The organism is Streptomyces sp. NPDC086835 (assembly GCF_044745705.1).
Classification (GTDB): Bacteria; Actinomycetota; Actinomycetes; order Streptomycetales; family Streptomycetaceae; genus Streptomyces.
Genome location: NZ_JBIVAU010000002.1, coordinates 46,787 through 65,907, shown reverse-complemented (window position 1 = coordinate 65,907; position 19,121 = coordinate 46,787). Strand labels below are relative to the sequence as shown.

The window sequence follows — 19,121 nt, the reverse complement described above, 5'->3', positions numbered from 1 at the left end:
CAGGAGGCTCGCGGCGTCTGGGTGGCGCACTGCTGTCTTCACGCCGAACACGTTAACACTTGAACTTATCGAAGCTCAAAGCTCCCCTTTGGGGCCCCTGTCGGCCCGCCCTGCCGGGTGACCGTCGGCCCGCCCTACTGGGTGACGCCGTCCTCCTGCTTGCGGTTGGCCTCGAGACGGGCCTTGGCGCTGTCCACCTTGGTGACGATCTGGGCGGACATCGCGTCACGCTGCTTGCGGAGCAGCACGAAGCTGAGCGGCGCGGAGAGCACGAGCGCGAGCAGCACGACCCAGACGAAGTTGGAGTCGCCGAGCCCCTTGGGCAGGGCGCCGACCTGGACCAGTCCTGCGACGACGACGAAACAGCCGACGAAGATCGCCAGACGCAGTGCGGTGTACTTGATCGCGGCACTCGTCCTTGCAGCGGACACGGCGGGCCTTCTTCCTTGCGTACGACGTGGGTGCCTGTCCAGTGAAGCACGCCGCTCCGAGGGGCTAGCCAAGGGGCAGCAGCATGATGACGTCGTCGCGGTCGTCGCCGTCGCCGACCCGGATCGCCCCGGGGACCCGGCCGACCTCCTTGTAGCCGCAGGCGGCGTAGAAGCGGTCGGCGCCGGTGCCGCCGCGGCAGGTGAGACGTATCGCCTCGATGCCCTCGAACCCGCGGGCGGCCTCGGCTGCGGCGGCCATCAGGTCGCGTCCGTAGCCCTTGCCCTGGTGGCCGGGGTGGACCATCACCGTGTAGAGCCAGATCCAGTGCTTCATCAGGCGGTGGGTGTTGAAGGCGAGGAAGGCGGTGGCCGCTGTCGCGCCGGCCTCGTCGCGGCCGACGAGCAGCCTCATCCGGCCCTCGGCGATGGCGGTGAGGTGGCCCAGCCACCCCGGCCGGACGTCCTCGGCCGTCACGGGCGGGACGAAGCCGACGGCGCCGCCCGCGTTGCTGACGTCCGTCCAGAGTGCGACGACACCGTCCCGCAGCTCGTTCGTGATTTCCGGGTCGAGTTCGAAGGTGAGGGCCATGCGGGCCAGCGTAGAAAACGGCGAACCCCGGCCGGGGCCGGGGTTCGCAGAGCGAGACGGACGCGGTCCGGGTCTCAGACGCGCATGGGCTGCGGCGACTCGCGGCGGTCGGCGTCGGGGCCCGGGTACTCGCGGATGATCTCGTAACGGGTGTTGCGCTCCACGGGACGGAAGCCGGCGTCGCGGATCAGGTCGAGCAGGTCGTCACGGGTCAGCTTGTTCGGCGTGCCGTAGTTGTCCGCGTCGTGCGTGATCTTGTACTCGACGACCGAGCCGTCCATGTCGTCCGCCCCGTGCTGAAGGGCGAGCTGGGCGGTCTGCACGCCGTGCATCACCCAGAAGACCTTGACGTGCGGCACGTTGTCGAACAGCAGCCGCGACACGGCGAAGGTCTTGAGCGCCTCCGCGCCGGTCGCCATCGTGGTGCGCGCCTGGAGCTTGTTGCGGACCTTGCCGTCCTGCATGTCGACGAAGTCGTGCTGGTAGCGCAGCGGGATGAAGACCTGGAAACCACCGGTCTCGTCCTGGAGTTCACGCAGCCGCAGCACATGGTCGACCCGGTGGCGCGGCTCCTCGATGTGCCCGTACAGCATGGTGCACGGGGTCTTGAGACCCTTCTCGTGCGCCAGGCGGTGGATGCGCGACCAGTCCTCCCAGTGGGTGCGGTGGTCGACGATGTGCTGGCGGACCTCCCAGTCGAAGATCTCCGCGCCGCCGCCGGTCAGCGACTCCAGACCGGCCTCGATGAGCTCGTCGAGGATCTCGGAGGCGCTGAGCCCGGAGATCGTCTCGAAGTGGTGGATCTCGGTGGCGGTGAAGGCCTTCAGCGAGACGTTCGGCAGGGCCTTCTTGAGCTCGGAGAGCGAGCGCGGGTAGTAGCGCCAGGGCAGGTTGGGGTGGAGCCCGTTGACGATGTGCAGCTCGGTGAGGTTCTCGCCCTCCATCGCCTTCGCGAGGCGGACGGCCTCCTCGATGCGCATGGTGTACGCGTCCTTCTCGCCCGGCTTGCGCTGGAACGAGCAGTAGGCGCACGACGCGGTGCACACGTTGGTCATGTTGAGGTGGCGGTTGACGTTGAAGTGGACGACGTCGCCGTTCTTGCGGGTGCGCACCTCGTGCGCGAGACCGCCGAGCCATGCCAGGTCGTCCGACTCGTAGAGGGCGATGCCGTCCTCACGCGTCAGCCGCTCACCGGCCCGGACCTTCTCCTCGAGCTCGCGCTTGAGTCCTGCGTCCACTTCGGGCCGCCTCCCATACGTCTACCAATCGGGCTCCACCCACGGTATCCCTAGCTCTCCTCCGGCAGGTCGCCGACCCGGTTCTCCCACTTGGTGGAGAGCACGATGGTGGTCCGCGTGCGGGAGACGCCACGCGTCCCGGAGAGCCGGCGGATCGTCTTCTCGAGGCCGTCCACGTCGCTGGCGCGCACCTTGAGCATGTACGAGTCGTCGCCGGCGATGAACCAGCAGTCCTCGATCTCCGCCAGGTCCTTCAGCCTGCGCGCCACGTCCTCGTGGTCGGCGGCGTCGGAGAGCGAGATGCCGATCAGGGCCGTGACGCCGAGGCCCAGGGAGCGGGCGTCGACGGTGGCGCGGTATCCGGTGATGACGCCCGCCGCTTCCAGGCGGTTGATGCGGTCGGTGACGGAGGGGCCGGAGAGCCCCACGAGCCGGCCGAGCTCGGCGTACGAAGCCCTGCCGTTCTCGCGCAGGGCCTGGATGAGCTGCCTGTCCACGGCGTCCATATGCCTGAGCCTTCCATTATTCAGCGATACCGCAAGTTTACGTGTAGAATCTAAGGTGTGCAGGGTCGACACCCTGCGATTACTCAAATGATCAGAGCTGATCCCACAGGATCACGATCCATACAGGAGATGACACTCACCGTGTACACGATCGAGATGGCCTACGCCCACATGCGACAGCTGCAGGAGCTGGCCAACCGCTCGCGTGCCCACCAGCCCTCTGCCGCGCGCAAGGCCACCACGGCCCGCACCCCGCGCACCGGCAAGAAGCGCTAATCGCCTCCGGAGCCACCACCCAGCTCCCCCTTCCAGCGGCGGTACAGCCGATGCGGCACCTCTGCCGCGTCGAGCACCCGCCCCGCGACGAAGTCCACCAGATCCTGGATGTGCGTCGCCCCCGCGTAGAACGCCGGAGAGGCGGGCAGCACCACTGCGCCCGCCTCGTCCAGCGTGACCAGGTGCTTGAGCGTCTGTCCGTTCAGCGGGGTCTCCCGCACGGCGACCACCAGCGGGCGCCGCTCCTTGAGCGTCACGCTCGCCGCCCGCTGCAGCAGGTCCTTCGAGAGTCCGAGCGCCACACCCGCCACACAGGCGGTCGACGCCGGCACGATCAGCATCCCCTTGACCGGGTACGACCCCGACGACGGCCCGGCGGCGAGGTCCCCGGCCGCCCAGTGCCGTACGTCGCTCACATCGACGTCGAAGCTGTCCGGCTTCCCGTCGGCTCCCCGGGCCAGCCACTGCCGCAGGTCCTCCTGCCAGTGCGCGTCCCGGAAGGCGATACCGGTCTCGTCGAGCAGCGTCAGTCGCGAGGCCCTGCTGACCACCAGGTCCACGCTCTCGCCCGCGGCCAGGAGACCGCGCAGCACGGCGGCCGCGTACGGCGTGCCGGAAGCACCGGACACCCCCACGACCCAGGGCCGTCGACTGTTCACTTCTCGCTGCTCCACACCGCCGAGCCTATCCGGCGCCGCGAACGCGGAACCGGGCACGGTGCGCGGGACGTTCCCGTCACACAAGCGCGTGCACACCGCAGGGGGCGACGATGACCCGTACAGAAGCGACCGAGTGGGGCAGATCGGAGCGGGCCAGGGCCGCGGCCAAGCTGGTTCTGGCCTTCGTCGCGCTGCTGTGGGTGCTGGAAGCGGTCGACGTGGCGACGGGACACGCCCTCGACTCCTACGGCGTGGTGGCCCGTGAGCCCGGCGAGCTGGTCGACATCGTGCCGTCGGCGTTCATGCACTTCGGCTTCGCGCATCTCGCCGCCAACAGCGTCCCCCTGCTGGTCTTCGGCTTCCTCGCCGCGCTGACCGGCGTGCGCCGTTTCCTCGCCGTGGCCCTGATGATCATCCTGGTGGCCGGCCTCGGCGTCTGGCTGTTCTCCCCCTCGGGGGCCAACACGGCGGGCGCCTCCGGCCTGGTCTTCGGGCTCTTCGGCTACCTCGTGGTGCGCGGCTTCGTGGAGCGCAAGCTGCTGGACGTGTGCGTGGGCCTGCTGATCGGCGCGGTGTGGGGCAGCTCGATCCTGCTCGGCCTCTCCCCCGCGAACACGGGCGTGAGCTGGCAGGGCCACCTCTTCGGCCTGCTGGCGGGCATCGCGGCCGCGTTCGTCTTCCGCAACCGCGTCCGCGCCTGAGCCCGCGGGACCGTCAGACCGTCAGGCCCCGCACCACGAGATCGAGCAGGGCGCAGACGAAGAGCGAGATCCCGATGAAGCCGTTCGTCGTGAAGAACGCCCTGTTCAGACGGGACAGGTCGTGCGGCCGGACGATCGTGTGCTCGTAGAGGAACGCCGCCGCGACGATCACCAGGCCCGCCCAGAACAGCACCCCCGCGTCCGTCGCCAGCGCGAACCAGACCAGCAGGCCCGTCGTCACGACGTGCGAGGCGCGGGCGCCGTACAGCGCGGCCGGGATGCCGAAGCGGGCCGGGACCGACTTCACCCCGTGGGCGCGGTCGGCCTGCACGTCCTGGCAGGCGAAGATCAGGTCGAAGCCGCCGATCCACACGCCGACGGCCAGGCCCAGGATCACCGCGGCCCACGACCACTCCCCCGTGACCGCGATCCACGCCCCGACGGGGCCCATGGCCTGCGCGAGACCGAGGATGGCGTGCGGGAAGTCGGTGAACCGCTTGCCGTACGGATAGACCACCATCGGCACGACCGCGACCGGCGCGAGCGCCAGACACAGCGGGTTGAGCAGCGCCGCCGCCCCGAGGAAGACGACCAGAGCGATCAGCGCGCCGGTCCACGCCGACCGCACGGACACCGCGCCCGTGACCAGTTCGCGCCCCGCGGTGCGCGGGTTCCGCGCGTCGATCTCGCGGTCGATGATCCGGTTGCAGGCCATCGCGAAGGTCCGCAGACCCACCATGGCGACGGTGACGAGCAGCAGGTCGGTCCAGTGGACCTGCTCGTCCAGCTGGAACATCGCGGTGAGGGCGGCGATGTAGGCGAAGGGCAGCGCGAAGACCGAGTGCTCGATCATCACCAGCCGCAGGAAGGCCTTCACCTTTCCGGTGGGCTGCGGTGCCGGGCCGGAGCCCACGACCCCGTCGGCGGTCGTCATCATGCGAGGCTCCCGAGGAACGCGTCGAGGTCGGCCAGCAGCCCGGCGACGGGCAGCGGGCCCGTCTCCACGGTCAGCGGCGTCCCGGTTTCGTCGTCGGGCGGCGTGACGTGCGCCGTGAAGGCGTACGCGTCCGCGCCGGCCGGACGGGCGTCCAGACTCAGCACGGCCCCGCCGTCGACCGTGAACGGCCCGGACGCCGCGGCGAGCTCCGCGCGCAGCCGCGCCGCGAAATCTGCGGGCTCCGCGTCGCGCACACCGGGCAGCTCGAAGCCGTCGCCCTCGCCGTCGTTCTCCAGAAGGACCGCCCACGTGTCACCGGCGCCCGCGAACTCCTCGGGCGCCACGCCCGCCTGCTCGGCGGCCAGCCGGACGCCCGGGTCGGCGGGGTCGAGCTCGGGGCGCACCAGGGCCACATAGTCGGTGTCGGTGCCGATGAAGAGGGCGGGACCGCCCACGGCGACGGGACTCACAGGCCGTACTCCTTCCACCGGCGGTCGACGAGCGCCGCCGTCGCGGGATCGGACTCGACCATCTCCGGCCAGCCTCCGTCCCGCGTGTACCCCTCCTCCGGCAGTTTGCGCGTCGCGTCGATGCCTGCCTTGCCGCCCCAGAACTGCTGATAGGACGCGTGGTCCAGATGGTCGACGGGGCCTTCGACGACGGTGAGGTCGCGCGCGTAGTCGGTGTTGCCGAGCGCTCGCCAGGAGACTTCGTGCAGGTCATGGACGTCGCAGTCCTTGTCCACCACCACGATCAGCTTGGTCAGCGACATCATGTGCGCGCCCCAGATGGCGTGCATGACCTTCTGCGCGTGCTTCGGGTACTTCTTGTCGATCGAGACGATCGCGCAGTTGTGGAAGCCGCCCGACTCCGGCAGGTGGTAGTCCACGATGTCCGGCACGATGATCTTCAGCAGAGGCAGGAAGAAACGCTCGGTCGCCCGGCCCAGCGGCCCGTCCTCCGTCGGCGGCCGGCCCACCACGATCGACTGGAGCAGCGGCCGCTTGCGCATCGTGACGCAGTCGATGGTCAGCGCCGGGAAAGGTTCCTGCGGCGTGTAGAAGCCGGTGTGGTCGCCGAAGGGGCCCTCGGGCAGCATCTCCCCCGGCTCCAGCCACCCCTCCAGCACGACCTCGGCGTTCGCCGGTACCTGGAGCGGCACCGTCTTGCAGTCGACCATCTCGATCCGCTTGCCCGCGACGAAGCCGGCGAACAGGTACTCGTCGATGTCGCCGGGCAGCGGCGCGGTCGAGGCATACGTCACGGCCGGCGGGCAGCCGAACGCGATGGCGACCGGCAGCCGCTCGCCCCGCTCGGCGGCCACGGCGTAGTGGTTGCGGCTGTCCTTGTGGATCTGCCAGTGCATACCGATGGTGCGCCGGTCATGGCGCTGGAGGCGGTAGAGGCCGAGGTTCCGTACGCCCGTCTCCGGGTGCTTGGTGTGGGTGAGGCCCAGGTTGAAGAAGGAGCCGCCGTCCTTGGGCCAGGTGAACAGCGCGGGCAGGGCGTCCAGGTCGACGTCGTCGCCGCGCAGGACGACCTCGTGCACGGGCGCGTCCTTCACCTTCTTCGGCGGCACGTGCACCATCGACCCGAGCTTGCCGAACGCCTCGCGCACCCCGATGAAGCCGTGCGGCAGCTCGGGCTTGAGCAGCCCGCCGATCTTGTCGCTGATCTCCGCGTAGGACTTCAGTCCGAGCGACTTCAGCAGCCGGCGGTCGGTGCCGAACACGTTCATCGCGAGGGGCATCGCGGAGCCGCGCACGTTCTCGAACAGCAGGGCCGGGCCGCCTGCCTTGTTCACCCGGTCGACGATCTCCCCGACCTCGAGATACGGGTCGACTTCGGCCTTGATGCGCTTGAGGTCGCCCTCGCGCTCCAGCGCCCGGAGCAGGGAGCGAAGATCGTCGTAAGCCATGGGGTCAAGTATCGGTCACCCGCTACCCTGGCCCCGTCACCGGGGCCGGGGAAACGCCGCCCCGCCTAAGTCTCCAGGGGGCTGTCCCACATGCTCAGGGCGCTGATGTACATCCTGCCGCTGGCGCTGACGATCTACGCGTTCGTCGACTGCCTGAACACCCCCGAGGACGAGGCCAAGCATCTCCCCAAGCTGGCCTGGGTGTTCATCATCCTGCTCTTCTGGATCGTCGGCCCGATCGTCTGGTTCGCCGCCGGCAAGATGCGGCACGCCCCGGCCGGCGGCCGCACCCCCTCCGAGTGGCACCGCAACCACCGCACGCAGTGGGTCGCCCCCGACGACAACCCCGAATTCCTGAAGTCCCTCAAGGACGAGACCGAGAAGGACGAAGCGGTCCTCAAGGACTGGGAGGCCGACCTGCGCCGCCGCGAGGAGGAGCTGAAGAAGCGCGAGCAGGGCGGCGAGGGCGACAAGTCCTGACGTGGAGATCCGCCTGCTGGTCACCTTCGAGAAGGTCGCGGCCCACCTCAGTTTCACGCAGGCAGCGGCCGAGCTGAAGTACGCCCAGTCGAGCGTCACCAGCCAGATCCGCTCGCTGGAGAGCTCCCTGGGCACCGAGCTGTTCGACCGGCTCGGCAGCCGCATCCGGCTCACGGAGGCGGGCGAGCGGCTGGTGCCCTACGCCCGCAGGATCATCGAGCTGTCCGAAGAGGCGCGGGCGGCGGTCGTCGAGACCGACGAACCGGCGGGCACCATCAACATCGGCACCATGGAGTCGCTCACCTCCTACCGGCTCCCGGAACTGCTCGAGCTGTTCCACCACCGCTATCCGCAGGTCAAACTGTCGCTGCGCCCCACCCTGGGCGACGAGACCCGTCAGGCGCTGCGCCACGGCGTGTACGACATCGGTTTCCTGATGGAACGGGAGACGGAGCACACGGGCCTTGAGAGCGAGGTCCTGGCTCCGGAGCCGCTGGTGCTGGTGGCCGCGCCCGGCCATCCGCTGACCGGGGCCGGGGAGCTGACCACCGCCGACCTGGCGGACGCCCAGCTGGTGGGCACCGAACCGGGCTGCCCGTACCGGGACCTCTTCGAGGACGAACTGCGCGAGCGGACCGGGGCGCCGCCGCCGTTCATGGAGTTCGGCACGATCGAGGCCACCAAGCGGGGTGTGGCCGCAGGTCTCGGGGTCGCGCTGCTGCCCCGGATGACGGTCCGTGCGGAGCTGGCGTCCGGGGCGCTGGTCGCGCTGCCGTGGAAGCCGCCGTTCCGGCTGCACACGCAGGTGGCGTGGCGGGAGGGGAAGCGGCTGCCCCGGCATGTGCGGCTGTTCATCGACGAGACGGTGCGGCTGGTGCGGGAGCAGGAGTCGTAGCGGGAGCCTGAGTCGTCGTGGAGCGGGCCACGGTGCGCGGCTGCCGGGCGCGGTTGATCCGCAGCGAGGCCAGCAGGATCAGCGGGACGCCCAGCGCCTGGACGAGCCCGATGTGATGCCCGTACACCGCCCGGTCGGCGACCATGGCGACGGCCGGGTAGACGAAGGCCAGCACGGCGATCTTCGCGGTGGCGAGCTTCTGGTAGGCCGAGTACATCAGCACGTACATCAGGCAGGTGTGGATCAGGCCGAGGCCCACCAGCCAGGCCCAGCCGGCGCCGAGGCCGCTCACCGCCGCGAAGTCGGCGAAGGGCAGCAGCAGCGGAATGCCGACCAGCACCTGCACCAGCGCGACCAGATGCGGCTTCACACCGGTGACGCGCTTGGTGATCACCGTGGAGACCGCGTAGAACAGCGCGGCCAGCAGGGCGAATCCCAGCCCGACGAGCGGGCCGGGGTCGGTGGGGCTCACCCCGGAGACGAGGACGAGACCGGCGAACGCGACGCCGAGCCAGCCGAAGGTCGCGGCAGTCAGCCGCTCCTTGAACAGCAGCGCGCCGAGCAGCACCACGTAGAACGGCTGCGTGTGGTAGACGACGGTCGCGAGCGAGATGGACGACTCCTCGTACGCCTCGAAGAGGAACACCCAGTTGAAGACGATGAACACGCCGCCGAGCGCGGCGAGCGCCAGCTTCTTCGGGGTGAAGGCGTGGTCGGTGAAGTAGCCGCGTGCCAGGCAGTAGGCGCCGAGCGCGAGCGCCCCGAACAGGCAGCGGAAGAACACGACCTCGAACGGGGAGGCGCCCGACTCGACGACGAAGATGCCGATGGTGCCGGAGAGCACCATGGCCAGGGTGAGTTCGACGGTGCCGCGCCTGGTGGCGTTCGCGGCGGTCTGCGCGGTCTCGGTTGTCATGTCTGTGAAGCTACGAGCGGCACACCGGGGCGGTCCACGCGCCAGTGGGGCGTCCTGCCGATGGGCCCATAGGCGCGTCCGATGGGCCCCGACGCGGAGAGGAAGCGGCATGGCACAGGACAGGTACGGGACATGGCTGGAGACGGCCGTGGCCGAGGCTCGGGCCGGCCTCGCGGAGGGCGGCATCCCCATCGGCGCCGCGCTCTACGCCACGGACGGCACTCTTCTCGGCCGTGGCCGCAACCGCCGTGTGCAGGACGGTGATCCGTCGGCGCACGCCGAGACGGAGGCGTTCCGTGCCGCGGGGCGGCAGCGTTCCTACCGTGGCACGACGATGGTGACGACCCTGTCGCCGTGCTGGTACTGCAGCGGGCTGGTTCGGCAGTTCGGCATCTCGCGGGTGGTGATCGGCGAGGCGGAGACCTTCCACGGCGGCCACGACTGGCTGGCCGCGAACGGCGTGGAGATCGTGCTCCTCGACGACCCCGCGTGCCGGTCGATGATGCGCGACTTCGTCGCCGCCAGCCCCGGTCTCTGGCAGGAGGACATCGGCGCCTGAGGGGCGCCGCTACGCCGCGGCGTAGGAGTCCCGCAGTTCCTGCCAGCGCTTCGGTGTCCAGGTGGCCCAGTCGGTCGTCGGACTGCCACCGAGGGCGTCGGTGAGCAGTTCGAAGTGGTTGTGCCAGCCGGCCAGACAGTCCAGCAGCACGCCGTCGTCGCAACGCAGTTCGTTGGTGAAGCGCAGCACGGTGCCGTCCGCGCCGTGCGGTTCGAGGTGGAAGCGGATACGGCCGTGGACGGAGACGGTGTACTCGGCGACCCGCTCCACGTCCCAGGCGGTGACACGTCCTTCGGCGACGGTGTGCCGGCCCTCCGCGTCCGCGTTGAGCCAGCGGAGCCGGACCGCGCCGCCGACTCTCGGTTCGAGGACGTCGGCGGCGCAGAGCCAGCTCGGCAGCCCTTCGGGCGTGGCGACGGCGGCCCATACCCGGATCACCGGATGCGGCAGGTGGAGTTCGTACCGCAACAGGTGAGTGCCGTCGTCCCGGGTCTCGACGGTGCCGTGGGGGATTACGTCACTCATGCATCCAGCGTCACCCCTCGGCGGCGCGGGCGCTACCTCACTCCACGCCCGCGTACGAGTGCAGGCTGTTCACGAACATGTTCACGCCGTAGTAGTTGAACAGCCAGCAGGCGAAGGCGATCAACGCCAGGTACGCGGCCTTGCGGCCCTTCCAGCCGGCCGTCGCGCGGGCGTGCAGATAGGCGGCGTAGGCGACCCAGGTGATGAACGACCAGACCTCCTTGGCGTCCCAGCCCCAGTAGCGGCCCCACGCGTCGCCGGCCCAGATCGCGCCCGCGATGATCGTGAACGTCCACAGCGGGAAGACGGCGGCGTTGACGCGGTAGGAGAACTTGTCGAGCGACGCGGCGGCGGGCAGCCGCTCGAGGACCGAGGTGGCGAAGCGGCCGGGCTTGCCGCCGCGGGCCAGCTTGGCCTCGTAGGAGTCGCGGAACAGGTAGAGCACGGTGCCCACGGCGCCGAGGTAGAAGACCGCGCCGCAGAAGATCGCGGTGGAGACGTGGATCCACAGCCAGTACGAGTCCAGGGCGGGGACCAGCTGGTCGCTCTCCGTGTAGAGCCAGGTGACGGCGATGCCCAGGTCGAGCAGCACGGTGGTGACCAGCGGCAGTCCGGCCCAGCGGACGTTCTTCTTGGCGAGGAGCAGCGCCAGGTACACCCCCACGACGACGGTCGAGAACGTCGTGGAGAACTCGTACATGTTGCCCCACGGCGCCCGCTGCACCGACAGGGCGCGGGAGGTGACGCCGGCCGCCTCGATCAGGAAGGCGAGCGTGGTCAGGGACACCGCGATGCGGCCGTACAGGTCACCGCTCTCGGTGCCGCCGTGCGCGCCCGGGCCGTCGGGGACGTCACGGGAGCCGCTCGCGGAGCGGGTGACGACCTTCGGCTTCTCCAGGACGGCGGTGCCGCCGCCCTGGACCTGGATCTTGGGGGCGTCGGCCGGGGTCTTCCGGTCGGGGGCGGTCAGTGCGGCGGCCGTACGGGCCACCTTGCTGCGGCTGCCGAGCGTCCACTCGGCGATGTGCGCGAAGAAGGCCAGCGTGTAGACGGCCATCGACGAATAGATCAGGTAGTTGCTGATCTCCGCCAGATTCGCGTTGGTTGCGGCGGCGAGCGTCACTCCTTGGCCCCTTCGGCAGGAACTTCTACGGGTTCAGGCGCGGTCGGCGCCTGTTCATTGAGGGTCGCGGCCAGCTCCGCCAGCTCCTCGGGGAGCTTCGCGGACTCGGCCCGGCCGAGGCCGGCCATCTCGACCACGGTCACACCGTCCGAACCTCGCACCGCGCGCACCCAGATGCGGCGGCGCTGGATGAACAGTGAGCCGATCAGGCCGGTGATGGCCGCGATCGCGCCGGCCAGTGCCCAGCCGTTGCCGGGCTGCTGAGAGATCTGGAAGCTCGCCCACTCCTTCACCTCGTTCTCGAAGGTGATGGAACCGGCGCCGTCGGGGAGCTTCATGGTCTCGCCGGGCCGCAGACGCTGCTTGAGGATCTCCCCGTCGGCGTCCTTGAACTGCTCCATCTTGCGGGTGTCGAGCTGGTACACGTTCTGGGGCAGGCCGGCGTCGACGCCGAGGCTGCCGTGGTAGCCGGTGAGCGCGAGCACCGGGTACTCGAGCCCGGGGAACTGGGAGAACATGTCGCCGTGTCCCGCGCCCGCGAACGTCGGCACGAAGAAGGCCTGGAAGCCGAGCTGGTCCTTCTTCCCGTTCTTGTCGCGGTAGCCGTCCATCACCTTGATCGCGCCGGTCGAGGTGACGTTGGAGTCGATCGGCAGCAGCGGCACGGCGCCGCTGGAGACGACCTTGCCCTTGCCGTCCCTGACGGTGACGACGGGTGCGTAGCCGTGCGACAGCAGATAGACCTTGGTGCCGTCGACCTCGAGCGGCTTGTTGACCTCGATGACCGACTTCCGCGCGGGACCGTCGCCCTTGGACCAGGTGACGGCCGCCTCGTAGGTGCGCGGGGTGCCCCGCTGCGGGCCGTCCTTCGCGTACGTCCCGGTGAAGCTGTCCAGGCTGAAGCTGAACGGCACGAGTTCGTCGGTGTCGAACAGCGACCCGGACTTGAAGTCGTCGTACTGGATGAGCGTGTTGGAGAAGCCGTCGCCCTCGACGATCAGCTTTCCGCCCTCGGACTTGAACAGCGTCCCCGTGGCGAACGCCACCAGCATCACGATCAGCGACACATGGAAGACGAGGTTGCCCGCCTCGCGCAGGTAGCCCTTCTCCGCGGCGACGGCGTCGCCTGCCGCGTCGGCACGGAAGCGGCGCTTCTTCAGGATCGCGAGGGCCGCCTCGCGCACCTGCTCCGGGTCGGCCTGGGTGCGCCAGGTGGTGTACGCGGGCAGGCGGGTGAGCCGCTTCGGCGCGCCCGGCGGCCGGCTACGGAGCTGGCCGACGAACTGCCAGCTGCGCGGCACGATGCAGCCGATGAGCGAGACGAACAGCAGGATGTAGATCGCGGAGAACCACACCGAGCTGTAGACGTCGAAGAACTGGAGCTTCTCGTAGACCGGCGTCAGGAGGTCGTGCTGCTTCTTGAACGCCTGCACCTTGAGCTCGTCCACGCTGTTCTGCGGGACGAGGGAGCCGGGGATGGCGCCGAGCGACAGCATGAACAGCAGGATCAGCGCGACCCGCATGGAGGTCAGCTGGCGCCAGAACCAGCGGACCCAGCCGACGACGGAGAGCGTGGGCCCGCCGATCGCCTGGTCGGCCGGATTCTCCGTGGGGGCGGTGGACAGCTGCGCTCCGGCGTCGCCGAGGTCGCGCTCTTCGGTCTTGCTCATGAACTCAGATCCCCACCGTGAAGCCGTTCGACCATCCCTGCATCTCCTGCACCAGGGTGTCCCATGCACCTGTGAGCAGCAGCAGACCGGTCGCGATCATCATGATCCCGCCGATCCGCATCACCCATGTGTAGTGCCGCTTGATCCAGCCGAAGGCGCCGAGCGCCTTGCGGAAGGCGACCGCGGCGACGATGAACGGCAGACCGAGACCGAGGCAGTACGCGACAGACAGTACGGCCCCGCGGCCCGCGCTTCCCTCGTTGAGCGCGAGGGCCTGCACCGACGCGAGGGTCGGGCCGATGCACGGGGCCCAGCCCACTCCGAACAGGGCGCCGAGCAGCGGAGCGCCGACCAGGCCGGTCGCCGGCTTCTTGTGGAAGCGGAACTCGCGCTGGGTGAGCCAGGGCATCAGCCCCATGAAGAACACGCCCAGCAGGACCATCAGCACGCCGAGGACCTTGGACAGCACGTCCCGGTGTCCCAGCAGGGTGTTGCCGAAGTAGCCGAAGAAGGCGCCGCCGGAGACGAAGACGACGGTGAAGCCGAGGACGAACAGCGACGCGCCGACGACCATCCGGCCGCGCCGTGCGTCGGCCAGGTCGGTACCGGTGACGCCGGTCACATAGGAGAGGTAGCCGGGCACCAGGGGCAGGACGCACGGCGAGAAGAAGGAGACGAGTCCACCGAGCACGGCGATGGGCAGCGCGAGGAGCAGTGCGCCGCCGAACACCGTCTCGTTCATGCCGGACGCTGCGGCCAGAACTTCCACAGGATCACTTCTCCGCGATCAACGGGTCGATCATCTTGCGGAGTTCCTCGTCGTCGAGCGCCTTGAGCGAACGCGCCGCGATCTTCCCTTCCCGGTCGAGGACGATCGTGGAGGGAATGGCCTGCGGGTTGAGGCTGCCCTTGGGGAAACCGTTGACGATCAGTTTCCCGATCGGGTCGTAGAGGCTCGGATAGCCGACGCCGTAATCCTTCTCGAAGGCGAGGGCGGGGCCCTTCTGCGGGTCGCGGGTGTTGATCCCGACGAACTCGACACCGTCCGCCTTGGTCTCCTTGGCGACCTTCGCGAAATAGGGGGCCTCGGAACGGCAGGGGGCGCACCATGATCCCCAGACGTTCATCACGACGATCTTGCCCTTGAGGTCGGCGATGTCGAGGTGTCCGCCGTCGAGGGTCTGGCCCGCGAGTTTCTTGGGGGCCGAACGCTCGCCCTTGGCGACCGTGTCGATGCCACCGGTCCCGGTGACGAAGTTCGTGTCACCGCCGCCTCCGGACTTCCCACCGTCGCCGCAGGCCGACAGGGTGAGCGCACCTGCGGCGACCAAGGCGGTCAGCAGGGCGGCGCGGGGGGCACGGCTAAGGCTCATGTGAAAAGTTTCGCATGGCCCTGGCGGGGATCTTCCGCACCCCCCTGCGTGCCCGTTAAGGGCTGTTGTCAAGCGGCCTTAAAGAATGCGTTCCAACCGCCCGCCGGCGCCTGACCGGTCCCGAGCGTACGCAGCTTGGCGAGCACCTGCGGATCCTGCACATCGAGCCAGTCGCAGAACTGCCGGAAGGACACCAGCCGTACGTCCTTCTTACCGGCCATGCCTTTGAGCGCTTCCTCCACGGCGTCCATGTAGATGCCGCCGTTCCACTGTTCGAAGTGGTTGCCTATGAAGAAGGGCGCGCGATTGGTCTCGTAGGCCCGTTGGAATCCTGCGAGATACGCGTCCCGCGCCTGCTTCTTCCAGCCCGGATAGCGGGAGGGCATGCCGTTGGTCGAGTTCTTCGACTGATTGGCCAGCATGTTGTAGTCCATGGAGAGGACTTCGAAGGTGTGGCCGGGGAACGGGACGGACTGGAGCGGCAGGTCCCAGAGGCCGAGCTTCTTCCCGGGCCACATCTGGTGGCCGCCGGGCGAGCTGGCGTCATAGCGCCAGCCGAGCCGCTTGGCCGTCGGCAGCAGCTTGTCCTGGCCGAGCAGGCAGGGGGTGCGACCGCCGACGAGTTCCTTGCGGTAGTCGAAGGGCAGCGGGTCGATGTCGTGCCAGCCGCTGTTGGTGCGCCATTCGGTGACGAACTTCACAGCCTGGTCGATCTCGCTCCGCCAGTCAGCGGAGGTCCAGTTGCCGACGGATCCCGAACCGCCACAGAAATGCCCGTTGAAGTGGGTGCCTATCTCATGGCCGTCGAGCCAGGCCTGGCGTATGCACTTCAGGGTGTCCTTGATGTGGTCGTCCGTGAGATAGCCGATGTCGGACGCGCCGATGGTGTTGTTGGGCGGACGGTAGAGCGACTTCTTCGATTCGGGCAGCAGATAGATGCCGGAGAGGAAGAAGGTCATTCCCGCGCCGTGGTCCCTGGCGAGTTCCAGGAAACGGGGGAAGAGGCCGTTGCCGACTTCGCCCGCACCGTCCCAGGAGAAGATCACGAATTGCGGCGGCGTCTGGCCCGGTTCGAGCGGGACGGGCTTCGGCGGCTGGTGCGGCTGCTTTCCCGTGTCGGCGGTGGAACCGTCGCCGATCAGCCGCACGGGGTTCTTGGACGGGGAGGGGCTGCTGCCCTTGCCCTGGTCGACCCCCTTGGCTGGGTCGGTATGTCCGTTTCCGCCGAAGCCGTTGGAGCCGCAGCCCGCCACCCCGATGGCCGCTGCGGCCCCAAGTCCCGCTCCCAGCAATCCCCTTCGGCTGATCTCCCGCATATCGTCCCCATCCACGCTCTCCTGGTCACGAGAGCAGTTGCTCGAACCGGCGAACAAACCGGCACAAGCTGAGATGCGCTGTGGAACTCGCGGGTTCCGGGGAACTCTGCTTATTTTCTTTGATACGGGTGATCGAATACGGATCGGCTAAGCGCCGAATGCCTTGCTCTTCCCCTTCACCGGCTTGGCTCCGGCGAGAAGATGCGGCGGCACGAGATCGCGGGCCGGTTCCGTGTATCCCACGGAGATGATCCGGTTGCCCTGGTACGTGAAGGTGGTCAGCGAGGCGAGCGTGCACTGCCGGCGCCGCGGGTCGTGCCACAGCCGACGGCGCTCCACGAAGCTGCGCACCGTCCAGATGGGCAGCTGGTGGCTGACGCACACGGCCTCGTGCCCGCGCGCCGCGTCCCGTGCCGCGTCCAGCGCCGCCATCATCCGCACGACCTGCTCCACGTACGGCTCGCCCCACGACGGGCGGAACGGGTTGGTCAGATGCCGCCAGTTGCCCGGCTTGCGCAGCGCGCCGTCGCCGACACCGAACGTCTTGCCTTCGAAGACGTTGCCCGCCTCGATCAGCCGCTCGTCCGTATCGAGAGCGAGGCCGTGCCCTTTGGCGATGGGCATGGCAGTCTCCTGCGCGCGCTCCAGCGGCGAGGCCACGACATGGGTGATGTCCCGGCCGGAGAGGTGCTCGGCGACCCGGTCGGCCATCTGCCGCCCGAGCTCGGAGAGGTGGTAGCCGCTGCGGCGGCCGTAGAGGACACCGTCGGGGTTGTGCACTTCGCCGTGGCGCATCAGGTGCACGACGGTGATCTCACCGGCGTCGCGCCGGACGTCCCCGTCCGTCGCCGCGGCGCGCTCCAGCGCCGCCTCGACGGCGCTGTCCTCGGGCGTCAGGGCGCCGGAGCCGTCGCCTCGCGCGGGACGGTGGCTGCCGGCGCTCATGCCGTGGCCTCCGCGGCGGCGCGGGCGGCGGCGGGCAGGGCGGCGGCGATGCGCTCGATCGCCCGCTCGTCGTGCGCGGTCGACACGAACCAGGACTCGAAGGCGGACGGCGGCAGGTAGACGCCCTGGGAGAGCATGGAGTGGAAGAAGGCGTTGAAGCGGAACGCCTCCTGCTTCTTGGCGTCCTCGTAGTCCCTGACCTCGGTCGGGGTGAAGAAGACGGAGAACATGTTGGACGCCGTCTGCAGCCGGTGGGCGACGCCCTCCTTGGTCAGCGCGTCCGTCACCAGGGCCTGGATCTCCTTCGAGACCGCGTTCACCTTGTCGTAGGCGGCGTCGTCGAGGAGCCTCAGCTGCGCGAGACCGGCGGCGGTGGCGACGGGGTTACCGGACAGGGTGCCCGCCTGGTAGACCGGGCCCGCCGGGGCGAGGTGCGCCATGACGTCCTTGCGGCCGCCGAACGCCGCGGCGGGGAAGCCGCCGCCCATGACCTTGCCGAAGGTCATCAGGTCGGGCGCGACACCGTCGACGCCGTACCAGCCGGCCTTCGAGGTACGGAAACCGGTCATCACCTCGTCGGAGATGTAGAGCGCGCCGTTCTGCGCGCACGCCGCCTTGAGGCCCTCGTTGAAACCGGGCCGCGGCGGGACGACACCCATGTTGCCGGGCGACGCCTCGGTGATCACACAGGCGATCTGGCCGGCGTTGGCGTGGAACGCGGCGTGCACGGCCTCGAGGTCGTTGTACGGCAGCACGATGGTGTCACCGGCCTGCGCGCCGGTGACACCGGGCGTGTCGGGCAGGCCGAACGTCGCCACACCCGAACCGGCGGCGGCCAGCAGGGCGTCCACGTGCCCGTGGTAGCAGCCGGCGAACTTGATGATCTTGGGTCGGCCGGTGAATCCGCGGGCCAGCCGGATCGCCGACATGGTCGCTTCCGTACCGCTGGAAACCAGCCGAACCTGCTCGACGGGCTCGACACGGGCCACGATCTCCTCGGCGAGGGCGACCTCTCCCTCGCCCGGCGTGCCGAACGACGTGCCGCGCGCGACCGCGGCCTGCACCGCCTCGATCACGGCCGGGTGGGAGTGCCCGAGGATCATCGGCCCCCACGAGCACACGAGATCGACATACTCGCGCCCGTCGGCATCGGTGAGGTACGGACCGGTACCGGACACCATGAACCGGGGCGTACCGCCCACAGCACGGAAGGCACGGACGGGAGAGTTCACGCCGCCGGGCGTCACGAGGGACGCGCGGTCGAAAAGCGTCTGCGAAACTGGGGCGTCATAGGGAAAGCTCACGGAATCCATGGTCTCAGAGGCTCGGACGTATCTGCGGACAGGTGTTTCACCGCACGTTCGTGGGGGAGGTCACTGTCACGATGATCGGGTTGCGCGGCGGGGGCTGCGAGTGGTCGGGTGGAGATATGCATCGCGGTGGCGGACTGGGCGAGGGGACCGACGACCTGGGTCCTGAGCCTGCCCGGCGTGGAAAGCACCGGCGAGGCGAAGGGGACGAGCCCGCGGGAGGCAGGAGCGGCCGAGTGGGGGTGACCTACAAATACTTCGGCGCGCCCGACGGAGCCACCGCGGCCCGGGTGCCGATTTCGATGCGCCCCGAGGAGCTCGGCGGCGACGAGCTCGGCATGGGCGGAATGTTCACGAAGATCAAGCCGGAGACCATAGCGGCCATGGTTCTCACCGGAATCCAGGGCATGCCGCTGAACAAGGTGCCGCCGCTGGAGCTCGTCGTACTGCACCCCGATTACGCGGTGGTGAAGCTGCCGATGACCGTGGTCGATCCGCTGCGCGGCATCGGCGAGGAGTCGGTGGGGGCGGCGGCGTTCATATGGTCGACGGTCCCCGACCGGGGCGGCCCCAGGGACGCGTTCAACGTGTACCAACTGCTCCACGAATGGCAGGATTTCTCCCACCGGCTGCACGAGGCGGGGCATCAGCCGTACTGCCTGGTCTGGCCCTGACCCGGGATCTCCCGGGCGGCGGGCCGGATGCCCTGACCCCCGCCCCCGGCCGTAATTCCTGACCTGGTCCGGCTCCGGAC

Annotated in this window: 23 protein-coding genes; 6 read left to right on the top strand and 17 right to left on the bottom strand. The window is 69.2% G+C overall.

All coding sequences use genetic code 11. The features are described from left to right. Window positions 1-134: 134 nt before the first annotated feature. From ACIPJI_RS06390 to ACIPJI_RS06375, 4 genes are all read right to left on the bottom strand, one after another. Window positions 135-431 carry a DUF4229 domain-containing protein gene (locus ACIPJI_RS06390; RefSeq protein WP_307707720.1) on the bottom strand — a complete coding sequence of 99 codons (297 nt, stop codon included), beginning with the start codon at window positions 429-431 and terminating at the stop codon, window positions 135-137. Between the two features lie 64 nt (window positions 432-495). Further along, on the bottom strand, window positions 496-1,020 hold the full coding sequence (locus ACIPJI_RS06385) for a GNAT family N-acetyltransferase (RefSeq protein WP_307707719.1): 525 nt from the start codon (window positions 1,018-1,020) through the stop codon (window positions 496-498). A gap of 74 nt (window positions 1,021-1,094) precedes the next feature. Then, the gene (gene mqnE, locus ACIPJI_RS06380; RefSeq protein ID WP_005313880.1) at window positions 1,095-2,258 is read right to left on the bottom strand and encodes an aminofutalosine synthase MqnE; all 1,164 of its coding nucleotides are present in this window, start codon (window positions 2,256-2,258) and stop codon (window positions 1,095-1,097) included. Between the two features lie 50 nt (window positions 2,259-2,308). After that, on the bottom strand, window positions 2,309-2,764 hold the full coding sequence (locus ACIPJI_RS06375) for an Lrp/AsnC family transcriptional regulator (protein WP_005313883.1): 456 nt from the start codon (window positions 2,762-2,764) through the stop codon (window positions 2,309-2,311). A gap of 129 nt (window positions 2,765-2,893) precedes the next feature. Here ACIPJI_RS06375 and ACIPJI_RS06370 point away from each other — a divergent pair, with 129 nt between their 5' ends. Then, on the top strand, window positions 2,894-3,040 hold the full coding sequence (locus ACIPJI_RS06370) for a hypothetical protein (RefSeq protein WP_307707718.1): 147 nt from the start codon (window positions 2,894-2,896) through the stop codon (window positions 3,038-3,040). Here the strand turns inward: ACIPJI_RS06370 and ACIPJI_RS06365 are convergent. Further along, complete coding sequence (locus ACIPJI_RS06365) at window positions 3,037-3,699, bottom strand: UbiX family flavin prenyltransferase (protein WP_402245763.1); 663 nt, start codon at window positions 3,697-3,699, stop codon at window positions 3,037-3,039. The two genes, ACIPJI_RS06370 and ACIPJI_RS06365, sit on opposite strands and share 4 nt — an antisense overlap. 110 nt (window positions 3,700-3,809) lie before the next feature. On the opposite strand from ACIPJI_RS06365, the gene ACIPJI_RS06360 reads away from it, so the two are divergent. Further along, on the top strand, window positions 3,810-4,400 hold the full coding sequence (locus ACIPJI_RS06360) for a rhomboid family intramembrane serine protease (RefSeq protein WP_356624358.1): 591 nt from the start codon (window positions 3,810-3,812) through the stop codon (window positions 4,398-4,400). Between the two features lie 13 nt (window positions 4,401-4,413). Here ACIPJI_RS06360 and mqnP read toward each other — a convergent pair whose 3' ends face one another. The 3 genes from mqnP to ACIPJI_RS06345 are packed head-to-tail and all read right to left on the bottom strand — an operon-like array spanning window position 4,414 to window position 7,255. Next, complete coding sequence (mqnP, locus tag ACIPJI_RS06355) at window positions 4,414-5,334, bottom strand: menaquinone biosynthesis prenyltransferase MqnP (protein WP_356624420.1); 921 nt, start codon at window positions 5,332-5,334, stop codon at window positions 4,414-4,416. After that, entirely contained in the window at window positions 5,334-5,807 is a 474-nt protein-coding gene (locus ACIPJI_RS06350; RefSeq protein WP_307707715.1) for a hypothetical protein, read from the bottom strand. The genes mqnP and ACIPJI_RS06350 overlap by 1 nt, the downstream gene beginning before the upstream one ends. Then, window positions 5,804-7,255, bottom strand: a complete 1,452-nt coding sequence (locus ACIPJI_RS06345; protein ID WP_189467091.1) for a menaquinone biosynthesis decarboxylase — start codon at window positions 7,253-7,255, stop codon at window positions 5,804-5,806. Before ACIPJI_RS06345 ends, ACIPJI_RS06350 begins: the two co-directional genes overlap by 4 nt. A gap of 90 nt (window positions 7,256-7,345) precedes the next feature. Here ACIPJI_RS06345 and ACIPJI_RS06340 point away from each other — a divergent pair, with 90 nt between their 5' ends. Continuing rightward, entirely contained in the window at window positions 7,346-7,735 is a 390-nt protein-coding gene (locus ACIPJI_RS06340; RefSeq protein WP_307707714.1) for a PLD nuclease N-terminal domain-containing protein, read from the top strand. Window position 7,736: 1 nt separating this feature from the next. After that, entirely contained in the window at window positions 7,737-8,630 is an 894-nt protein-coding gene (locus ACIPJI_RS06335) for a LysR family transcriptional regulator (protein WP_402244813.1), read from the top strand. Here ACIPJI_RS06335 and ACIPJI_RS06330 read toward each other — a convergent pair. Then, window positions 8,587-9,546: a DMT family transporter gene (locus ACIPJI_RS06330; protein WP_356624362.1), complete on the bottom strand. Its 960-nt coding sequence runs from the start codon at window positions 9,544-9,546 to the stop codon at window positions 8,587-8,589. The genes ACIPJI_RS06335 and ACIPJI_RS06330 overlap by 44 nt on opposite strands. Before the next feature lie 109 nt (window positions 9,547-9,655). Here ACIPJI_RS06330 and ACIPJI_RS06325 point away from each other — a divergent pair, with 109 nt between their 5' ends. Further along, the gene (locus tag ACIPJI_RS06325; protein WP_402244811.1) at window positions 9,656-10,105 is read left to right on the top strand and encodes a nucleoside deaminase; all 450 of its coding nucleotides are present in this window, start codon (window positions 9,656-9,658) and stop codon (window positions 10,103-10,105) included. 9 nt (window positions 10,106-10,114) lie between these two features. Here the strand turns inward: ACIPJI_RS06325 and ACIPJI_RS06320 are convergent, their stop codons facing one another. The 8 genes from ACIPJI_RS06320 to hemL all read right to left on the bottom strand — a co-directional run bounded on the left by ACIPJI_RS06320 (window position 10,115) and on the right by hemL (window position 18,370). Beyond that, entirely contained in the window at window positions 10,115-10,630 is a 516-nt protein-coding gene (locus tag ACIPJI_RS06320; protein WP_307707710.1) for an SRPBCC domain-containing protein, read from the bottom strand. A gap of 37 nt (window positions 10,631-10,667) precedes the next feature. Further along, window positions 10,668-11,753 (bottom strand): c-type cytochrome biogenesis protein CcsB, encoded by a 1,086-nt coding sequence (ccsB, locus tag ACIPJI_RS06315; protein WP_307707709.1) that lies wholly within the window; start codon window positions 11,751-11,753, stop codon window positions 10,668-10,670. Continuing rightward, window positions 11,750-13,423, bottom strand: coding sequence for a cytochrome c biogenesis protein ResB (locus ACIPJI_RS06310; protein ID WP_356624368.1), 1,674 nt, complete (start codon window positions 13,421-13,423; stop codon window positions 11,750-11,752). The genes ccsB and ACIPJI_RS06310 overlap by 4 nt, the downstream gene beginning before the upstream one ends. A 4-nt stretch (window positions 13,424-13,427) precedes the next feature. After that, window positions 13,428-14,165 (bottom strand): cytochrome c biogenesis CcdA family protein, encoded by a 738-nt coding sequence (locus tag ACIPJI_RS06305; RefSeq protein ID WP_189467105.1) that lies wholly within the window; start codon window positions 14,163-14,165, stop codon window positions 13,428-13,430. Between the two features lie 31 nt (window positions 14,166-14,196). After that, window positions 14,197-14,796, bottom strand: coding sequence for a TlpA disulfide reductase family protein (locus ACIPJI_RS06300; protein ID WP_307707707.1), 600 nt, complete (start codon window positions 14,794-14,796; stop codon window positions 14,197-14,199). Between the two features lie 68 nt (window positions 14,797-14,864). Further along, window positions 14,865-16,112: a hypothetical protein gene (locus ACIPJI_RS06295; protein WP_402245762.1), complete on the bottom strand. Its 1,248-nt coding sequence runs from the start codon at window positions 16,110-16,112 to the stop codon at window positions 14,865-14,867. Window positions 16,113-16,259: 147 nt separating this feature from the next. Beyond that, on the bottom strand, window positions 16,260-16,907 hold the full coding sequence (locus tag ACIPJI_RS06290) for a histidine phosphatase family protein (protein WP_307710447.1): 648 nt from the start codon (window positions 16,905-16,907) through the stop codon (window positions 16,260-16,262). A 146-nt stretch (window positions 16,908-17,053) separates the two neighbouring features. Next, a complete protein-coding gene (gene hemL, locus ACIPJI_RS06285) occupies window positions 17,054-18,370 on the bottom strand; it encodes a glutamate-1-semialdehyde 2,1-aminomutase (protein ID WP_307707706.1) in 1,317 nt (438 codons plus the stop codon). Between the two features lie 116 nt (window positions 18,371-18,486). On the opposite strand from hemL, the gene ACIPJI_RS06280 reads away from it, so the two are divergent. Next, window positions 18,487-19,041, top strand: coding sequence for a hypothetical protein (locus ACIPJI_RS06280; RefSeq protein WP_182327717.1), 555 nt, complete (start codon window positions 18,487-18,489; stop codon window positions 19,039-19,041). The last annotated feature ends 80 nt before the right edge of the window (window positions 19,042-19,121 follow it).